Source organism: Chelativorans sp. M5D2P16, assembly GCF_034427935.1.
Classification (GTDB): domain Bacteria; phylum Pseudomonadota; class Alphaproteobacteria; order Rhizobiales; family Rhizobiaceae; genus Chelativorans.
The window spans coordinates 199,338-216,072 of sequence record NZ_JAXQNM010000003.1 but is presented as its reverse complement, the minus strand read 5'-3'; the positions used below and the strand labels follow the sequence as shown (position 1 = coordinate 216,072).

At 66.2% G+C, this 16,735-nt stretch carries 17 protein-coding genes; 3 read left to right on the top strand and 14 right to left on the bottom strand.

Features of this window, described 5'->3' with window-relative positions:
• The first annotated feature begins 2 nt into the window (after positions 1-2).
• From SIN08_RS01860 to SIN08_RS01850, 3 genes are read left to right on the top strand one after another with little or no spacing between them, the layout of a single operon-like run.
• Positions 3-944 (top strand): phosphoglycerate dehydrogenase, encoded by a 942-nt coding sequence (locus tag SIN08_RS01860; protein ID WP_322449788.1) that lies wholly within the window; start codon positions 3-5, stop codon positions 942-944.
• Complete coding sequence (locus tag SIN08_RS01855; protein ID WP_322449787.1) at positions 931-1,803, top strand: MBL fold metallo-hydrolase; 873 nt, start codon at positions 931-933, stop codon at positions 1,801-1,803. Before SIN08_RS01860 ends, SIN08_RS01855 begins: the two co-directional genes overlap by 14 nt.
• A gap of 16 nt (positions 1,804-1,819) precedes the next feature.
• The gene (locus SIN08_RS01850; protein ID WP_322449786.1) at positions 1,820-2,704 is read left to right on the top strand and encodes a MurR/RpiR family transcriptional regulator; all 885 of its coding nucleotides are present in this window, start codon (positions 1,820-1,822) and stop codon (positions 2,702-2,704) included.
• Between the two features lie 4 nt (positions 2,705-2,708).
• On the opposite strand, the gene SIN08_RS01845 is transcribed toward SIN08_RS01850, so the two are convergent.
• The 14 genes from SIN08_RS01845 to SIN08_RS01780 form a co-directional block, all read right to left on the bottom strand.
• A complete protein-coding gene (locus SIN08_RS01845) occupies positions 2,709-3,380 on the bottom strand; it encodes an HAD family hydrolase (protein WP_322449784.1) in 672 nt (223 codons plus the stop codon).
• Positions 3,377-5,737, bottom strand: coding sequence for an aldehyde dehydrogenase family protein (locus tag SIN08_RS01840; protein ID WP_322449783.1), 2,361 nt, complete (start codon positions 5,735-5,737; stop codon positions 3,377-3,379). The genes SIN08_RS01845 and SIN08_RS01840 overlap by 4 nt, the downstream gene beginning before the upstream one ends.
• A gap of 12 nt (positions 5,738-5,749) precedes the next feature.
• Positions 5,750-6,679 carry a deoxyribose-phosphate aldolase gene (deoC, locus tag SIN08_RS01835; RefSeq protein ID WP_322449890.1) on the bottom strand — a complete coding sequence of 310 codons (930 nt, stop codon included), beginning with the start codon at positions 6,677-6,679 and terminating at the stop codon, positions 5,750-5,752.
• 97 nt (positions 6,680-6,776) lie between these two features.
• Positions 6,777-7,703: a sugar-binding transcriptional regulator gene (locus tag SIN08_RS01830; protein WP_416207999.1), complete on the bottom strand. Its 927-nt coding sequence runs from the start codon at positions 7,701-7,703 to the stop codon at positions 6,777-6,779.
• 59 nt (positions 7,704-7,762) lie between these two features.
• A complete protein-coding gene (locus SIN08_RS01825) occupies positions 7,763-9,280 on the bottom strand; it encodes an FGGY-family carbohydrate kinase (RefSeq protein WP_322449781.1) in 1,518 nt (505 codons plus the stop codon).
• 33 nt (positions 9,281-9,313) lie between these two features.
• The gene (locus tag SIN08_RS01820; protein ID WP_322449780.1) at positions 9,314-10,333 is read right to left on the bottom strand and encodes a galactitol-1-phosphate 5-dehydrogenase; all 1,020 of its coding nucleotides are present in this window, start codon (positions 10,331-10,333) and stop codon (positions 9,314-9,316) included.
• A 471-nt stretch (positions 10,334-10,804) separates the two neighbouring features.
• A complete protein-coding gene (locus tag SIN08_RS01815) occupies positions 10,805-11,353 on the bottom strand; it encodes a dihydrofolate reductase family protein (protein WP_322449779.1) in 549 nt (182 codons plus the stop codon).
• A 41-nt stretch (positions 11,354-11,394) separates the two neighbouring features.
• Positions 11,395-11,583 carry a hypothetical protein gene (locus tag SIN08_RS01810; protein ID WP_322449778.1) on the bottom strand — a complete coding sequence of 63 codons (189 nt, stop codon included), beginning with the start codon at positions 11,581-11,583 and terminating at the stop codon, positions 11,395-11,397.
• 1 nt (position 11,584) lies between these two features.
• Positions 11,585-12,511, bottom strand: coding sequence for an SRPBCC family protein (locus tag SIN08_RS01805; protein WP_322449777.1), 927 nt, complete (start codon positions 12,509-12,511; stop codon positions 11,585-11,587).
• Positions 12,508-12,849 (bottom strand): ArsR/SmtB family transcription factor, encoded by a 342-nt coding sequence (locus tag SIN08_RS01800; RefSeq protein ID WP_265515614.1) that lies wholly within the window; start codon positions 12,847-12,849, stop codon positions 12,508-12,510. Before SIN08_RS01800 ends, SIN08_RS01805 begins: the two co-directional genes overlap by 4 nt.
• A 320-nt stretch (positions 12,850-13,169) precedes the next feature.
• Positions 13,170-13,892 (bottom strand): GntR family transcriptional regulator, encoded by a 723-nt coding sequence (locus SIN08_RS01795; protein WP_322449776.1) that lies wholly within the window; start codon positions 13,890-13,892, stop codon positions 13,170-13,172.
• Positions 13,893-13,952: 60 nt separating this feature from the next.
• Complete coding sequence (locus SIN08_RS01790) at positions 13,953-15,233, bottom strand: TRAP transporter large permease (RefSeq protein ID WP_322449775.1); 1,281 nt, start codon at positions 15,231-15,233, stop codon at positions 13,953-13,955.
• 4 nt (positions 15,234-15,237) lie between these two features.
• Positions 15,238-15,687 carry a TRAP transporter small permease gene (locus tag SIN08_RS01785; RefSeq protein WP_322449773.1) on the bottom strand — a complete coding sequence of 150 codons (450 nt, stop codon included), beginning with the start codon at positions 15,685-15,687 and terminating at the stop codon, positions 15,238-15,240.
• A 49-nt stretch (positions 15,688-15,736) separates the two neighbouring features.
• A complete protein-coding gene (locus SIN08_RS01780; RefSeq protein ID WP_322449772.1) occupies positions 15,737-16,717 on the bottom strand; it encodes a C4-dicarboxylate TRAP transporter substrate-binding protein in 981 nt (326 codons plus the stop codon).
• Between the last annotated feature and the right edge of the window lie 18 nt (positions 16,718-16,735).

The window sequence follows — 16,735 nt, the reverse complement described above, 5'->3', positions numbered from 1 at the left end:
GCATGGACCGCGTCCTGATCACGCCCCGTTCGCTCACCTCTTCGCCGCCGCCCGCACTGGCACGGTTGGAGAAGGCGGGCTTCGAACTGGTGTTCAGCGCGCCGGGAAAGATCCCCGATGAAAACGAACTTCTGCGGCTGGTGCCCGACTGCGTCGGCTGGCTCGCCGGCGTGGAGCCCGTCAGCGAAAGGGTCATTGCGGCGGCGCGTCGTCTGCGCGTGATTTCGCGCAACGGCTCCGGCGTGGACAGCCTGCCCATGGCGGCGCTCGAGGCGCGGGGGATCGCCGTGGAACGCGCGCTCGGCGCCAATGCGACCGGCGTGGCCGAACTGGCCTGCGCAATGATGCTGGCCGCCAGCCGCCGGCTTTTGGAGACGGCCGAGGGCGTGCGCGCCAGCGGCTGGCCCCGGCTTCGCGGGCGCGAGGTGGAAGGCACGGCCGTGGGCATCGTCGGCATGGGGGCGATCGGGCGCCGCGTCGCCTCGGTGATGGTCGCCATGGGGGCTGAGGTGCTCGCGTACGATCCGATGGAGCCCGCACTCGGTGCGCTTGCGGCCCGCGTGCGCTACGTGCCGCTCGAGGAACTCCTGCGCGCCGCCGGGATCGTGACGCTGCACTGCCCGATGACGTCTTCCGGGTTGCCGATGATCGATGCCGCCATTCTGGAAGAGATGCGCCCCGGCGCGATCCTGGTCAACACCGCAAGGGCTGGTCTGATCGACGAGGCGGCGGTGATCGCCGCGCTGGAGGCGGAGAAGCTCGGCTGTTACGCGACGGATGTCTTTGCGGAGGAGCCGCCGCGCGACAAACGCCTGTCGGCGCATCCCCGCGTGATCGCCACCAGCCACATCGGCGGCTTTACCGACGGCAGCGTGACGCGCGCCACCGAGGCGGCGGTGGAGAATCTCCTGAAACATCTGGCGGTGCAAAATGCGTCCGCCTGAAGTCATCACGGAAGAGGTATGTGACGATCTGCCCGCCCGGATGGCGCGTCCCCCGGGTGAGGCGCTCAGGCTCTATTGGCTGGGGCAGGCGGGTTTCGTCATCGAAGGGGCAGGGCGGCGGCTGGTGATCGACCCCTATCTTTCCGACAGCCTGGCCGAAAAATACCGGGGAACGCGCTTTCCCCACATTCGGATGATGCCGCCGCCCGTCGCCGCGAACGGCATTGCCCATGTCGACGCAGTGCTTGCAACCCATGCCCATACGGACCATCTCGACCCGGGCACCCTGCCGGCGCTGATGGCAACCAACCCGCAAGCGGTGCTGGTCGCGCCGGCCTCTGCCCGCGAAAAGGCCCTGGAGCGGTCGGGCATCGCGGAGGAACGGCTTGTGACGATGGATGCCGGTGAGAGGCGCGAGCCGCTCCCCGGCCTCGTGCTGACGGTTACCCGCGCCGCGCATGAGAGCCTCGAACGTGACGCGGACGGTCGCCACCTCTTTCTCGGCATGGCGGTGGACCTGTGCGGCCGCCGCATCTTTCATTCCGGCGACACGGTTCTCTTCCCGGGCCAGGCGGAGGAGGTGGCTGCGTTACGCGCCGACGTGGCGCTGTTGCCGGTGAACGGACGCGATGCGTTGCGCGCCGCCAATGGGGTGCCGGGCAATATGGATGTGGGCGAGGCGGTCGCGCTCGCCCGTGCGGCGGGGATCGGCACCGTCATCGCGCATCATTTCGATCTCTTCGCCTTCAATACGGTGCCGCGGGAGACGATTGGGAGGTTTGCCCACCATGAAGAGAGCGTATACCTAAAGGCGGCGCGTCTCGGCGTCAGCTACAGCGTGCAGCCGGTCGTGTCCTGACCGGAAAGGTGACCGCATGAACATCAACGATCCGCAGCTTCTGACCAACCGGAACATCCTCGAAGTGGTGCGGACCGTGCGGCCCGACCTGCGCAAGTCCGACAGGAAGGTCGCCGACGCGCTGTTGAGCGATCCGCATCGCATCCTCAACGCGACCGTGGCCGAGACCGCGCAGATCGCCGAGGTGAGCCAGCCCACGGTGATCCGCTTCTGCACCGCCATTGGATGCGAGGGTTTTCAGGACCTCAAGATCCGCCTCGCCCAGAGCCTGGCGCTCGGAACTCCCGCGACGCATTCGGCGATCACCGACGAGGACAGCCCCGAGGAGGTGGCCTCGAAGATATTCGACTACACCATCACCTCGCTCGACTGGGCCCGCAAGGCGTTGGACATGACCCAGATGAACGCCGCCGTCGACCTGATCCTGGAGGCGAACCACCTGGAGTTCTTCGGCTTCGGCGCCTCGGCCATCGTGGCGCAGGACCTGCAGCAGAAGTTCCCGCTCTTCGGCATCCCGTGCAACGCGACGATGGACAGCCACCAGCAGCTGATGGCGGCGTCGATGATGAAGCGCGGCTCGGTCGCCGTGGCGATCTCGAATACGGGCGGCACGCTGTCGATCGTCGAGCTTGCCCGGCTGGCGCGGGAGCAGGGCGCGCGCGTGATTTCGATCACCGGATCGACCCAGACCGCGCTCGTCGATTATTCCGACGTGGTGATCAATGTCGAGACGCTCGACAACACCGATCTGTTCACGCCGACGACCTCGCGCATCGCCGCGCTCGTTGCCGCGGATATCCTGTCGACGCTGGTCGCGCGGCGCCTCGGCAAGCCGCACAACCAGCGGCTGGTGCGCATGAAGCGCTACCTCAGCCAGATGCGCAAGAACGAAGCCTTTTGACGGGTCACGCCGCCGGCAACGCGTTCCGGCGCAAAAACGCCACGCAATCGGGCAGCTCGCGCATATGCCTCACGACATGGACGGCGCCGGCCTCCATCAGCCGGTCGCCGTGGCTCGGGTAGCTGTGACGCCCGCCGGTGAAGCCGACGACCCGCATCCCGGCCTTTCTCGCCGCCTGGACGCCGGCCACGCTGTCTTCGATGACGATGCAGTTCTGTGGGTCGGCGCCCACCTGCGAGGCGGCGAAGAGGAAGACGTCCGGCGCCGGCTTGCCGCGGGCGACCTGCTCGGCTGAATAGATGTGCGGCGCGAAGACGTCGCGCAGTCCGCAGCGGGTGAGCGCCACGTCGAGCTTCGCCAGCGACGAGGAGGAGGCGACGGCCCGCGGCCCCGAAATCGCCGCCACGGCGGCGGCAACCCCTTCGACGGGCTCCAGCTCCGTCCTCAGCCGTTCCATCAGCAACGTTTCGGCCCGCTCCAAAAGTCCCTCGGGCCAGGGCTTGCCGCGCTCCTCGGCGAGGGCGGCCCAGATCGCCTTTTTCGGGTGGCCGATGAAACGCCGTATGAGATCCTCCGCGGTGATCGGATGACCGGCTTCACTCATCAGGTGGGCATCGGTGCCGCAGGACAGGATTTCGCTGTCCACCAGCACGCCGTCGCAATCGAAAAGAATCATTCGCCGTAGGGAACCCAGATATTCTTCACCTGTGTCGCGCGATGCAGGAAGCTGCGGCCCTGGCCCTCTCTGCCGGTCCAGTCGCGCGCCGCACCGTTCTCGACCCAGGTCTGCTTGAGATTGCCTGCGCTTTCGGCCTCAACCATGGCGCAGCCGGCATCGCTGCCGAAATACCACATCCCGGCCACGTCGTCGTGCTGGGCGAGGGTTTTGGACAGGGCATCCCGCGGCCCGGTGACGATGTTGACCACCCCTCCCGGCACGTCGGACGTGTCGAGCACCTGATAGAACTCCGTCGCCGCGAGCGGGTGCGCCTGCGAAGGGATCGCCACGACCGCGTTGCCCATGGCGATGGCCGGCAGCACCGTGGAGACGAATCCGAGCAGCGGGTGGGCGAGCGGGCAGGCGATGCCGATCGCGCCGAGCGGCTCGTGCATGGCGAGGGTCACGTTCGACGTCTTGGTCTGGTGCACCATGCCGTCGAACTTGTCGGCCTGCGCTGCGTACCAGAAGCAGCGGCGGACCGACGTTTCGACCTCGCGCCGGGCGGCGTCCTTCGACGCGCCGAAGCTGCGCAGCCGGTCCGTGAACTCGGTGGCGCGCGCGGAAAGATTTTCGCCCAGATAGTAGAGAACCTGGGCGCGATTGTGCCCCGTGGCCTTGCCCCAGCCGCCCGCCTTGTTCGCCGCCTCGACGGCGTCGCGGATATCCTTGCGGTTGCCGTATCCGGCAAGGCCCACGGGCGCCTTCGGCCCCATCACGGCGTAGGAATAGCCCGAGTCCGGCCGCGCCTGCTTGCCGCCGACATAGAGCTTGGCAGTGCGGTCTATGCCTTTGGCCTCGCCGCCAGAAGCCGGGGAGGGGTCGAGCTCCGGCAGGGCGGCTTCACCTTTCTTCGCTGTCGGCTGCGGGTGGGCGAGATAGGCCGTCATGCCCTCGCGCCCGCCTTCGCGGCCGAAGCCGGATTCGCGGTAACCGCCGAAACCCGCGGCGGCATCGAGCACGTTGGTGCAGTTGATCCAGACGACGCCGGCCTTGATCTGCGCGGCGGCGTCCAGGCACAGGTTCACGTTTTCCGACCAGACCGAGGCGGCGAGGCCGTAGCGCGTGTTGTTGGCGAGCGCCACCGCCTCGTCGGGCGTGCGAAAGGTGGTCAGCGTGGCGACCGGACCGAAGATCTCCTCGATGGAAAGGATCGAGGCCGGTGCGACCTCGGTCACCAGCGTCGGCGGATAGAAGCAGCCTTCGGGCGCGCCCACCTGATGCAGCCTGGCGCCCTCGGCCGCGCCCTGCGCGACGAGGCTTTTGATCCGCTCGAGCTGGATCGGGTGCACGATGGCGCCGACATCGGTGCATTTGTCGAGCGGATCGCCCACGCGCAGATCGTCCATGCGCGCTTTGAGGAGCGTCTCGAACCGCGCGGCGACGGATTCGGCAACGAGCAGGCGCGCCCCGGCGCAGCACACCTGGCCCTGGTTGAACCAGATGGCGTCGACGACGCCTTCGACCGCCGCATCCAGGTCCGCATCGGCGAAGACCACGAACGGCGATTTGCCGCCCAGTTCGAGGGTCAGGCTCTTGCCCGATCCGGCGGTCTGCCGGCGGATCGTCCGCCCGACCTCGGTCGAGCCGGTAAAGGCGATCTTGTCTATATCGTCGTGGGAAACGATGGCGGCTCCCGTCTCGCCGTCGCCGGTGACGATGTTCATCACCCCTTTCGGCAGGCCGCATTCGGCGGCGATTTCGGCGAAGGCCAGTGCGGTCAGCGGCGTGTACTCCGCCGGCTTCAGCACCACGGTGTTGCCGGCGGCGAGCGCCGGCGCGACCTTCCAGGCGAGCATGAGGAGCGGGAAGTTCCACGGGATGATCTGCCCGCAGACGCCGACGGGCCTGGCGCCGGGAAACTCGTCCTCCACCAGTTCGGCCCATCCCGCATGATGATAGAAGTGCCGCGCGACGAGCGGCACGTCGATGTCGCGGCTTTCACGGATCGGCTTGCCGTTGTCGAGGCTTTCCAGCACGGCGAGGAAACGCGAATGCTGCTGCACGTGCCGGGCCAGCGCATAAAGATGGGCCGCGCGTTCGTGGCCCGACAGCGCGGCCCATTTGGGCTGCGCCGCGCGCGCGGCCTTCACCGCCGCGTCGATGTCGGGCCCGCTGCCCTGGGTGACGTTCGCCAGCGCCTTGCCCGTGGCGGGGTTCGTCACCGCAAACGTGTCGCCGGGCTTGGTGAAGGCGCCGTCGATGAAATGGCCGAAGCCTTGTTTGTGCCGTTCCAGCCAGGCGGTGACGATGCCGGCATCCTCGGGGGCGGGGCCGTAATCCATGGTTCTCAGGATATCCTTGATCTCTGTCATGTCCTTCAGTCCCTAGGCGAGCGCGTGGCGCGAGAAGGCGGCGTAGCGTCCGGTGACGTGATGCTCGAGTTGCCGTTCGATGTCGGCCAGCATCGACGAAGCGCCGAAACGGAACAGGTCGGGCTCCAGCCAGGGGCGCCCGAGCTCCTCCTTCATGAGGATCTGCCAGGCGACCGCCTCCTTGGCGCTCTTGATGCCGCCGGCGGGCTTGAAGCCGATCCTGTGGCCGGTCATCTCGCCGTAATCCCGCAGCGCACGGACCATGACGAGGCTGACGGGAAGGGTGGCGTTCACGCTTTCCTTGCCGGTGGAGGTCTTGATGAAGTCGGCGCCCGCCTGCATGGCGACCATCGAAGCCGCGTAAACGTTGCGCAGCGTCTTGAGATCACCCGTGGCGAGGATGGCTTTCAGATGCGCCTCGCCACAGGCCTCACGCATGGCGGCGACCTCGTCGTAGAGCGCTGCCCAGTCGTTTTTGAGGACGTGCTCGCGGGTAATCACGATGTCGATCTCGCCGGCGCCCTCGCCGACGGCGTAGTGGATCTCCTCGAGCCTGAGCTTCAGCGGCATCAGGCCCGTGGGAAAGCCGGTGGCGACAGAGGCGACCGGGATATCCGTGCCGCGAAGCGCCTTGACGGCATGGGCGACCATGGTCGGATAGACACAGACGGCACCGGTGGTGAGCGGCATGTCGGCAATCCCCAGCCCCTCCTTGAGGTGCTGCGCCAGAGGGCTGCGCGCCTTGGCGCAGAGCCGCTTCACCCGTCCCTCGGTGTCGTCGCCCGAAAGCGTCGTCAGGTCGATGCAGCGCACGGCATTCAGGAGCCAGGCCGCCTGGTGGAGCTTCTTGACCGTCCGCCGCGTGGTCAGCGTGGCGGCTCTGCGCTGGGTGGCGCTGAGGTTTACGCCGTGGCCCTCGAACATGGCCGGCGTCAGCGCCATTCCCGGATTGCGTGCGTGCCCGCCGGTGCCGGAGTCGGCGGCCCGGAGGGCGTGGGTGGCGGCCGGGCCGCTCGACCCGGCGCGGTTTTCTTGCGCGTCAACGGTCATGAACATGCTCCAATGCATAGGTTGCCGTCGCCTCGTCGGTGACGAGGACGTTGATCAGTCCGGCGCGCAGGGCGCCGAGGACGACATCGTGCTTTTCCGCACCGCAGGCGATTCCGACGGCGCGCCCGCAGCGCTTCAGTTCCGAAAAGGACAGGCCGATGGTGCGCTGGTCGAGTTCCTGGTCGACGATCGCGCCGCGCCTGTCGATGAAACGGCCCAGCACGTCGCCGACCGCCCCCGCGCGCAGGAGCTTGTCGAGTTCCTTGTGCAGGATGTTGCCGGAAAGCAGAAGCGCGGAGTGCTCGTTGAGCGCGCCCATCGAGAAGCACAGGAGCTCTGCCGAGCGGGCGCGCTGCAGCACGTCCGCCACGATGCGGTCCTTCTCCAGGACTTCCCGTGTGGCGCGCTCGCCGACGATGGCGGGGACGGGCAGCGGGACGAACCGCCCGTTGCCCTTGCGCGCGAAGGTTTCGGCCACCTCGTTGTGGCCGCCGGCCTGCGGCACCGGCGCGACCGTCCCGTTGATCTGCACGACCTCCACGCCGTCGGACCAGTTGGGCGGCAGCCAGTGCGCGACCGCGGCCATGGTCCGGCCCCACGAGACACCCGCCATGCGCGGTCGTGGCTTGACCGCGGCCACATACTGGCCGGCCGCCTGGGCGACACTTTCGGTCAACGGCGCGTTGTCGCCGGCCGCCGGCACGACCACCGCATCGCGCAGGCCGAATTCGCGCGTCAGGGCCGTCTCGAGATCCGGCTTGCGGTGCGATCTCGGTACGATCTCGATGCGCACGACGCCGAGGTCGCGCGCTTCCGTCAGGAGGCGGCGGACCTGCCAGCGGTTGAGGCCGGTTTCCGCCGCGATCTCGGTCATCGTCCGGTCCTGCTGATAGGCCATGCGGGCGATCTGCACCATCAGGTGCTCCCGTGCCTCGTCGGCCGGAAGCCGGTTCGTGCTTCGATCCTTGTCTTCACTCACGCCGGCATCTCCCGTCTGGACGACAAGCGGTGCATGAGGGGCCGCAGAAGCTCGGCCGCCTCGCGATAGTCTTCGAGCATACCGCGGTATCGTGCATGCCGTCCCATGTCCGGCCGGTGCTCGACCACCGGCGCGCTCAGGCTGCCGGCGGCCTCGGTGAGCGAAGGATAGAGCCCCAGACCGACCGCGCAGCACACCGCCGCGCCATAGAGCGAAAGATTGTCCTCGCGGGCCACGCCCACCGGCTTGCCGATGGCGTCCACCGTAGCCTCGAGCCAGAGCGGATTGCGCATGATACCGCCGGCGAGCACAAGCCGGTCGATCGTCACGCCCTGTCGCTCCAGGTCGAACACCACATTGGCCGAGCCGAGCGCGATGGCGCTGACACAGGCCCGGAAGATGCCGGCGCGGTCGTGGGACAGGGACAGGCCCACCAGCGCGCCGCGCATGCGCGCGTCGCGATAGGGCGTGCGGTTGCCCATCCAGAAATCGAGCGCCAGGAGCCCGGTTTCGTCGAAGGGCACCCTGGCGGCGTCCGCGCACAGTTTTGAAAAGCCCGCATCGTCGAGGCCGTAGATGTCGCGCGCCAGCCAGTTCAGGATCGACCCGGCCGAGACCTGCCCGCCCTCGATCATCCGCAGGCCCGGTGTCAGCGCGTTGGGGTAGGGGCCCCAGACCCCCGTGATCTCGGTGCCGTCGTCGGGAACTTGCGTGAGATGGACATTGGACGTGCCGCCGATCATGAGCATGCAGCCGGGCTCCACGGTGCCGGCGCCGAAGACGCCGGTATGGGCGTCTATGCCGCCCTGGATGACCAGCGGGCGTCCGTGGAGGCCGAGTTCGGCGGCCGCGGCCTCACTGACGCGGCCTACGGCGGCGCCGACGTCGACGATCTCCGCCGGCAGCTTGTCCAGGAGATCGGGGATGCCGAGGTCCCGGTAGAGTTCGGGGCAGAAGCGCCGGGCGCGGCTGTCGTAGTTCCACTTGCAGGTGGCGTTCATCAGCGACCCGGCCCATCGGCCGCAAAAGCGGAAGTTCACGAAGTCGATCGCCTCACAGACGACGTCGGCGCGCCGCCAGAGCTCCGGTTCGTTGCGCGCAAGCCACATGGCCTTCGGCACCAGCCATTCCACCGCGTCCGAACCCCCGGAGTAGGCGAGCACCGGATGGGAGAGGGTCTCGGTCATTGCGGCCTCGTCCGCCGCGCGGGCGTCCATCCAGAGGATGGCCGGGGCCAGCGGCCGGCCCTGGCGGTCGCAGACCACCACGGTCGAGGCGAAGGTCGCCACGCAGATGGCCGCGATCTCCGGCCGGCCCGCTTGTTCCAGAACGCCTGGTAGCATGGCGCGCAGGCTCCGCCACCAGTCCTCGGGGTCCTGCTCGGCGCGGTCGGGCGGAATATGTCGCGTCGCATAGCCCGCTTCGCCGGCGGCGAGCAGGCGTCCCGCATCGAGATCGAAGACGCCGGCACGAACGCCGTTGGTGCCGAAGTCGAGACTGAGAACACAGGTCATTGCGCGGACATTTCCTCCCCGGTGTCCCGTTCCTCAAGGGTGGAACAGGACTTTCGAAAAATGAATATCGCGGGCGTCGAAGCGACGGAATATCTCCGGCAGCTCGGCCAGGTCGAGATCATGCGAAATCAGGAACTCCCATTTTAATTCGCCCGTGCCGAACTTCTCGATCGTCGTCGTCCATTGCGGCCCCGGAAACGGCGCGCCGAAGCTGTTCCAGGAGCCGTGAAACGAGATCTCCTGTCGCAGGAAGGTCTGGAACGTCTTGTTCGTCAAGGTGACGTCCGGCACCGGGATGCCGATGAAGGAGACATGCCCGCCGGGCGCCGCCAGATCGACGGCGGAATTGATGGTCGCGTCGAGGCCCACGGCTTCGATCACCACGTCGGCGCGTGTGGTGTTCTTGTCGAATTCATGGGCGAGCACGCAGTGCGTGGCCCCGGCCTCGCGCGCAAGGTCGAGCTTTTCCTTCGAAACGTCCACGGCGACGATCCTGGAGGCGCCCATCATCTTGATCCACTGGATCGCGAACAGCCCGATGGGACCGCAGCCGACGACGCCGCCCGTCTGGCCCGCAGTGATTCCGCCGGCCTTCCAGATCGCATGCAGCGCGATCGAGGCCGGATCGGTCATGGCGATGGCACGCGGATCGACGCCTTCGGGCGTCTTCAAAAGGTTCTGCACGGGCACGGCGACATATTCGGCGTAGGCGCCGTCGCGGCGGCTGCCGAAATAGTCGTAGTCACGGCAGCGCGAGAAATTGCCGGTGAGGCATTGCGGGCAGCGATTGCAGGGCAGGAGCGGCGGCACGGCCACCAACTCGCCCGCGGACCAGCCCTCCACCCCTTGTCCCAGCTCGACGATGTGTCCGGAGAATTCATGGCCCGTAATCAGCGGCATCCTGTGCGCGCCCTTCACCAGCATCCGCGGCAGGTCCGAGCCGCAAACGCCGACCGACGCCACCTTCACCACGACCTCGCCGGCCCCCGCCACGGGTTTGGGCCGGTCTTCCAGCCGGATGTCCTTCGGGGCGTGCAGCACGATGGCGCGCATGGTCGTCTCCTTCCGAAACCATTCGTCACATATGTGATAGTTTAGCACAATTGTGCCAAACCGCATCGCGTTGTCAATGAAAAAGCGTTGCATGCGCAGGAGGGCCCATGCGACGGCATACAGCGTCCATTCGCCTGGACGCGTGAAAAATGCAGAAGTGAACGGGAGTGATTGTCCCGCGATCGCATGTTTTCTGGGCGCCACCGGCGCAAAGAGAACCGGAGCGCGCAAGAGAAAATTCGAGCAGATTGCTAAGATCGGAACTCGGCCGGAGTGTTTTCAACGAACCACCGACGGCTGGAATCACTCCAATTCAGCCGTTCCGAGCTGGCCGCGCCAAACCCATAAGCGTCATTCGTAGATTTAAGGTGAGGACAGCCACGCCCCTTGGCCGCCGATCGTCCGGAGCGCGCCGCTTCCCCAGGCCCCCATTTTGGCAAGCCTAGGTGACGGGAAAGTGCGGATCGATCGTCATTGTCTGCTCTCCGGCGCGTAATGGAGGATGACGACGCCTGACTTGAGCGTCCTCGTCTCCAGATGCTTCAGGGGTATCCGGTTCGGGCCGCCCTTGAAGAGCGGTGTGCCTCTCCCGAGAATGACGGGGTTGATCCCGAGGTGATATTCGTCGATCAGGCCGTGCTCCATCAGGGTCGCCGTGAGGTCGGCGCTGCCGAACACGAAGATGTCTCCGCCGTCCCTGGTCTTCAGCTTGGAGACTTCTTCCGCGACATTGCCGTTGAAGAGCTTCGTGTTGTTCCAGTCGGCGCTTTTCAGCGTGCGCGAGAAGACCACCTTCTCTATTCTGTTCATGAAGTCCGCAATCCAGCCTTGCTCGGACGGCCAAATGCCGGCCATGAACTCGTAGGTCACGCGGCCGAAGATCAGCGTGTCGGCCTTTTCCTGGGTCTCATGAATGTAGTTTTCGAGTTCTTCTTCGAAGACGAACCAGCTGATGTCCCTGTCCGGACCTTCGAAGAAGCCGTCGACGGTCACCATGTCCCATATGATCAGTTTTCTCATAGAACCCTCCTCTTCGTGTGTCCCCTTGTGAATACTCGGCCCTATCCCGCGAAGCGGAAGCGCATGTTGGCGATCTGCCGCGCTTGCGAGACCTCGGCCTTCTCCAGCCTGACCGGCTCCATGCCCGTCTGACTGAAGAGGCGGATGCCGCCGCCGATGAGGACGGGCGCGACATGGCTGAGGACCCGTCCAAAAGCCCAAAAATTCTGGCCGACGGGAAGCCGCTGCATTTCAGCGTGATGCGACGAAGTGTTCCAGTTTGCCCAGAGTTTGCTGTCCCAGTTCCACGGCACCGAAGCCCTTCGCCTCCTGGAACTCGGCAGCCGTGCTGAATACCATGCCCAGCGTGACCTTCGTTGCCCCGTCCTGATCCGCGAACGAGGCCCAGGCGTCGGCATGCTTCGGCCCGTTCTCGCCCCAATGCAGCGTATAGCCGATCCTCTCCTCGGGCCGGACCTCGTTATAGAGATGGTGGTTCGGGAAGACCGTGCCGTCGGGCGCGATCATGTCGAATACCCATTCGCCGCCCGCGCGCAGATCGATCCTTTTCGTGCGACAGGAGAAGCCTTCCGGCCCCCACCATTGCGGCAGCGTTTCAGAGTTCATCCACGCGCCCCACACGATGGACCGCGGCGCCTGAATCACCCGCTGCAGCACCATGGTCCGTTCAGCCGCGCCCGCGAGGTTGTCCAGACCGGCGCCGAAGCCTTCCCGATAGTCTGCCTCCATGTCCTGCGCCAGCGAGGAAAGCTGCACCGTCACGACCAACCGGCTGCGCTCGTTCGCACCTTCGAAATCGGTTGTCACCAGCGCTGCTGATTGCGTCACGCCTTCGGACGAGATCACCTCGTAATTCACGCTGCGCATCTCCGGCTGCAGCACGAGCCAGCCGCACTCGCAGCGGATGTCAGGCTGGCCTTCTACCTTGCAGAGGGAGATCTCGCGGCCACCGACCCTGGTGTCGGCCTCCAAGAACTCCACGGTGACCGAGGGCGATGGTGCGGCCCAGATCGCCCGCGCGGCCGGGGCCGTCCATGCCTCCCACAGCGCGGCCAATGGCGCGGCCACGTCCCGTTCGAAGGTGAGCGTCGCAAAGCGGCCCTTCCCATCGTCAGGCGCCGCTCGGGTCGCACTGTTTGCAGCGAGGTTCTGTGTCATTCTTCGCCTTCCTTCATCACGTTCATCACAAACGCATCCAACCGGTCGAGCCGAGCCTCCCAGATGGCGCGCTGTTCATCGAGCCATGTCCGCGCCGGATCCAGAGCCTCGGGTACGATGGCGCAGGTGCGTATCCGCCCGTCCTTGGACGTGGTGATCAACCCTGCCTCCTCCAGCACGGAAAGGTGCCGCATCACGGTGGGCAGCCGTAGTCCCGTGGGCCCAGCCAGATCCGTTACCCGCGCAGGTGTTTCGGCGAGCCGGGTCAGGATCGACCGGCGGGTCGGATCGGCGAGCGCGTGGAAGAGCAGCGAGAGATCGGGATCATGCTTAGCCATGTCGCTAACTATCGCCTAGTTTGCCGGTGGCGCAAGCGAAAACTTCGTCAAGTCGCTAAGTTTTTTCCCGCCTGAACGCGACGAGTTCTTGGAGCGGGCGACTTCCTTTGCCGAGTTTGCTGAGAGGCTGCTCGCAGCTATGCGAGCGATGCCTGCAATCGAGTTCCTGAGGCCGCCGGTCCGCTCCCCACCATCCTGCGACGTTGCGGGGCCACTCCGGTTTTCTTCTGCGCGCTCCAATGCACTTGCAAAATTGACAACGCGTGTCGTGATGCATGGAGACCGCTCTGCGGCGGCGCCTTTTCAGCGGGCTGCCACCTTCAGATGAAGTAGTCCGGCCGTTCGCGCCTGAGTTCGGCGACACGCTCGATCGTGCCGGACAGGTGCGCGCGCATGGCCGCGCCGGCGGCGACGCCATCGCCGGCCTCGACCGCCTCCAGCACTGCCCGGTGGCCCTCGAGCACGGCGCGCATCTTTCCCTTCTTGGGCAGGTCGAGCGAGCGGACGCGTGTCAGATGTCCGCCGCGCGAGACGATGTGGCGGTGGAGGCTGAGCTGGTTCACGCCGGCGAACAGGGCCTCATGGAATGCATCGTCGAGCTGGCGGAAGAGCACGGTCTGCTCGACGTCCTGCGACAGGGCCTCCTGCATGCGCAGAATGCCCCTGGCCTTGGTCGTCGCGGACTTGTCGGCGCGCTCGGCGAGCTGCCGGACCACCTCGCTTTCCACGGAGGAGCGCAGGAAGTGCTCCTCCGCGACGCGTTCGGGGTCGATGCGGGTGACGACGGTGCGCGACTGCGGATAGGAGATGACCAGCGCCTCCTGCTCGAGTCGCATGATCGCCTCGCGCACCGGCGACTGGCTGACCTTGTAGCCTTCGGCGAGCGCCGACCGGTCGAGCGTCATGCCCGGCGGCAGTTCGAGCGAGACGATGCGCCGGCGCAGGCCCGCATAGACCCGCACCGAGGCGGGCAGATGAGCGCCCGGGCCCCCGACATCCAGCATGTCGAGGTCCGACAGGCTGTTGAACAGGCTATCGCTCACTCCATTGCCTCCGACAGAGATTCCTCCTGTGCAACGCGACTTTGTTCCAATCCATCCCCGCTACATCACCGCCCGCGGAAGTGCCAGCGAAAGGGCGGGGAACTCAACAAGCAATGCCAGGAAGAAGAGCACGGCGAGGAAGAAGGGGACCGAGGCGCGCGAATACGCCCATGTCTTGCAGTCCAGGACACCGCACACCGTGAACATGATCACACCGACCGGCGGCGTGAGACCGCCGATGTTGATCAAAAGCACGATGAGGATGCCCATATGCACGGGGTCGAAACCGACATTCATCAGCACGGGCATGACGATCGGCGTGACCAGCAGGATGTTGGCCGCACCCTCCAGAAACATGCCGGTGACGAGGAGAAGCAGGATCACCAGCGCCAGGATGGCCATGGGCTCCTGCGTCAGGGTGGTGACGAACGCCGTGATCTCCTGGGGAACGCGTTCGATGGTGATGGCATAGCCGAGCACCGCCGCCATCATGATGAGCAGCATCACCATGCCGAGATCGGTGACCGACTGGCACATCGCCTCGTAGAAGCGCTTCGCGTCGAGCTCGCGATAGACCACGGTGCCGACGAACAGCGCGTAGAAGACCAGGAACACGCCCGCCTCGGTGGCGGTGAAGAAGCCGAAGCGGAATCCGATGATCAGGATGACCGGGAAGGCGAGGGCCCAGGCACTGTCCAGAAAGCTCGCCCAGACCTCCCTTGCCGAGGGGATCCGGCGCGCTTCGGGCGCATAGCCGTAATGCTTCGCGACGAGCCACGTCGCCCCCATCAGGATGAGCGAGAGAAGGATGCCCGGCACGATGCCGGCCAGAAACAGGCGGCCGATGGAGACCTCGTTGATGAAGCCGAAGAGGATCAGCCCGATGCTGGGCGGAATGGTTGCCGTGATGATCGAGCCGAAGGCCAGGATGGCGGCGGTCGTGCCCTTGGAATAGCCTTCCTTCAGCATGCTCGGCCCGAGGAGGCGCGCCTCCATGGAGGCATCGGCCACGGCGGAACCGGAAATGCCGCCCATCATGAAGCTGAGCGCGATCGAGACATGGGCGAGCCCGCCCGCCATCCACCCCGTCAAGAGCCCGGCAAAGTGCACGAGCCGCTTGGTAATGCCGGTCGCGTTCATCAGGTTGCCGGCAAGAATGAAGAAGGGGACGGCAAGGAGGGGGAAATTCTGCGTCGCCGTGACCATCTTCTGGAGCACGATCGTCGGCGGCATTGTCCCGCTCAGCGTGAAGACCGGGATCGCCGCCAGCGCCAGCGCGAAGGCGACCGGAAGGCCGATGATCAGGAAGACGGCAAAGAGGATTGCGATCAGGATGACCATGACGCTAGCCGCCCGGGGTCCGGATGCCGCGGTAGATGCGCAAGACGAGCGTGCGCAGCATGAGCAGGAGCCCGGCGGCCATGGACGCGTGGACCAGCGAGGCGTTCATCTGCGTGGCTCCGATGAGACGGGGATGCATGAGAACCGTGTTCTTGAGGGCATAGACGAGAAGGAAACCGACCAGCGCGAGCAGGATCCCGAGATTGGCGAGTTCCGCATAGCGCCGGATCGGCGGCGGCAGCGCGTCCAGGAGGAGGGACATGCCGATATGCCGCTCCTGCTGCAGGGCGAGGTCCGCCGCGATCATCGCCAGCCAGGCGAAAAGAAGCTGAGCGACCTCGATCGACCATATGATGGGCGCGCCGGCCACCCGCGCGGCGGCCGCCACCCCGACGAGCACGACGATCAGGCCGAGCAGAACGACCGCGAAGACGAATTCGATACGCTGATACATCGCGGCCGTCCCCTACCGTCCGATACGTGCGGTGAACATGAACGCGTGATCAGTCGCCCAGGACGTTCCTGACGGTCGCCGCCTCGTCCTCCAGATCGAGCTTGGTATAGACACCGGCGACGGCTTCCTTGAACGGGGTGCGGTCGATCTCGTCGATGGAGACGCCTGCCTCGGCGACGTTCTCGAGCGCCTCCTCGCCCTGCTCGATGGTCAGCTGCGAGGCGTAGCGGCCGTTCTCGATGGCAAGCTCGCGCACGATCTCCTGGTGCTCCGGCGAAATCTGATCCCACGTATCGGCCCCGACGACGAGAGCCGTGACGAGCTGGATGTGTGCCGTCTTGGTGACATGCTCGACGACCTCGTGGAGCTTGGCGCCCCAGATCGCGGTTGGCTGCGCCTCGGCGGCATCGAGCGTGCCCAGCTGCAGGGCCGAATAGACCTCGCCCCAGGGCATCGGCGTGGGCTCGGCCCCCATCGCCCGGATCGTCTCGATCCAGATCGGCGCGCCGATGGTGCGCATGCGCAGCCCGGACAAATCTTCGGGGCTTTCCACCGGAACGTTCGTCAAGAGATGGCGCGCGCCCTGGTACCAGTTCGACGCCAGCATGACGAGGCCGGCCTTCTCCTTCAGTTCCTCGCCCCAGGCGAGATACTCGTCTGACAGCGCGAACTTATCGGCATCCTCGTAGGTGTCGAAGAGGAAAGGCGCGGACATGATCGCAAGCGAGGGCACGAAGCTCGAAAGCCGGGCGACATCCGTGACCGTCCCGACATTCGCATTGGCGCGCGCCTGGTCGAGCATCTCGGTCGTGTCGCCGAGCTGGGAGTTGTGGAAGACCTCGACGACGACGGCGCCGTCGGTCGCTTCCTCCACCTCCTGGCTGAACTTCTCGAGGCCCTGCCCCATCGGATCGTTGGGCGCGAGCACGGTGCCGATCCTGAGCGTCGTCTGCGCGGCGGCGGGTAGGCTGAAAGCCAGGACGGCGGTGACCGCCGCGGCGAAACCGAGCGTTTTCAGATGAATGGACATGCGTTTCCTCCCTTGTCC

Coding starts and splice junctions, on each gene's coding strand:
- deoC (WP_322449890.1), bottom strand. CDS start 6,679: ATGGCGCTGACGCCGGCCATGTTCGAGGGCCACGGCGTAAACCTCAGC.
- SIN08_RS01800 (WP_265515614.1), bottom strand. CDS start 12,849: ATGGCTAAGCATGATCCCGATCTCTCGCTGCTCTTCCACGCGCTCGCC.
- SIN08_RS01830 (WP_416207999.1), bottom strand. CDS start 7,703: ATGGTGCAGATCGCCCGCATGGCCTATCAGCAGGACCGGACGATGACC.
- SIN08_RS01860 (WP_322449788.1), top strand. CDS start 3: ATGGACCGCGTCCTGATCACGCCCCGTTCGCTCACCTCTTCGCCGCCG.
- SIN08_RS01850 (WP_322449786.1), top strand. CDS start 1,820: ATGAACATCAACGATCCGCAGCTTCTGACCAACCGGAACATCCTCGAA.
- SIN08_RS01820 (WP_322449780.1), bottom strand. CDS start 10,333: ATGCGCGCCATCGTGCTGCACGCCCCGAAGGACATCCGGCTGGAAGAC.
- SIN08_RS01815 (WP_322449779.1), bottom strand. CDS start 11,353: ATGAGAAAACTGATCATATGGGACATGGTGACCGTCGACGGCTTCTTC.
- SIN08_RS01845 (WP_322449784.1), bottom strand. CDS start 3,380: ATGATTCTTTTCGATTGCGACGGCGTGCTGGTGGACAGCGAAATCCTG.
- SIN08_RS01840 (WP_322449783.1), bottom strand. CDS start 5,737: ATGACAGAGATCAAGGATATCCTGAGAACCATGGATTACGGCCCCGCC.
- SIN08_RS01855 (WP_322449787.1), top strand. CDS start 931: ATGCGTCCGCCTGAAGTCATCACGGAAGAGGTATGTGACGATCTGCCC.
- SIN08_RS01805 (WP_322449777.1), bottom strand. CDS start 12,511: ATGACACAGAACCTCGCTGCAAACAGTGCGACCCGAGCGGCGCCTGAC.
- SIN08_RS01780 (WP_322449772.1), bottom strand. CDS start 16,717: ATGTCCATTCATCTGAAAACGCTCGGTTTCGCCGCGGCGGTCACCGCC.
- SIN08_RS01790 (WP_322449775.1), bottom strand. CDS start 15,233: ATGGTCATCCTGATCGCAATCCTCTTTGCCGTCTTCCTGATCATCGGC.
- SIN08_RS01810 (WP_322449778.1), bottom strand. CDS start 11,583: ATGCAGCGGCTTCCCGTCGGCCAGAATTTTTGGGCTTTTGGACGGGTC.
- SIN08_RS01785 (WP_322449773.1), bottom strand. CDS start 15,687: ATGTATCAGCGTATCGAATTCGTCTTCGCGGTCGTTCTGCTCGGCCTG.
- SIN08_RS01825 (WP_322449781.1), bottom strand. CDS start 9,280: ATGACCTGTGTTCTCAGTCTCGACTTCGGCACCAACGGCGTTCGTGCC.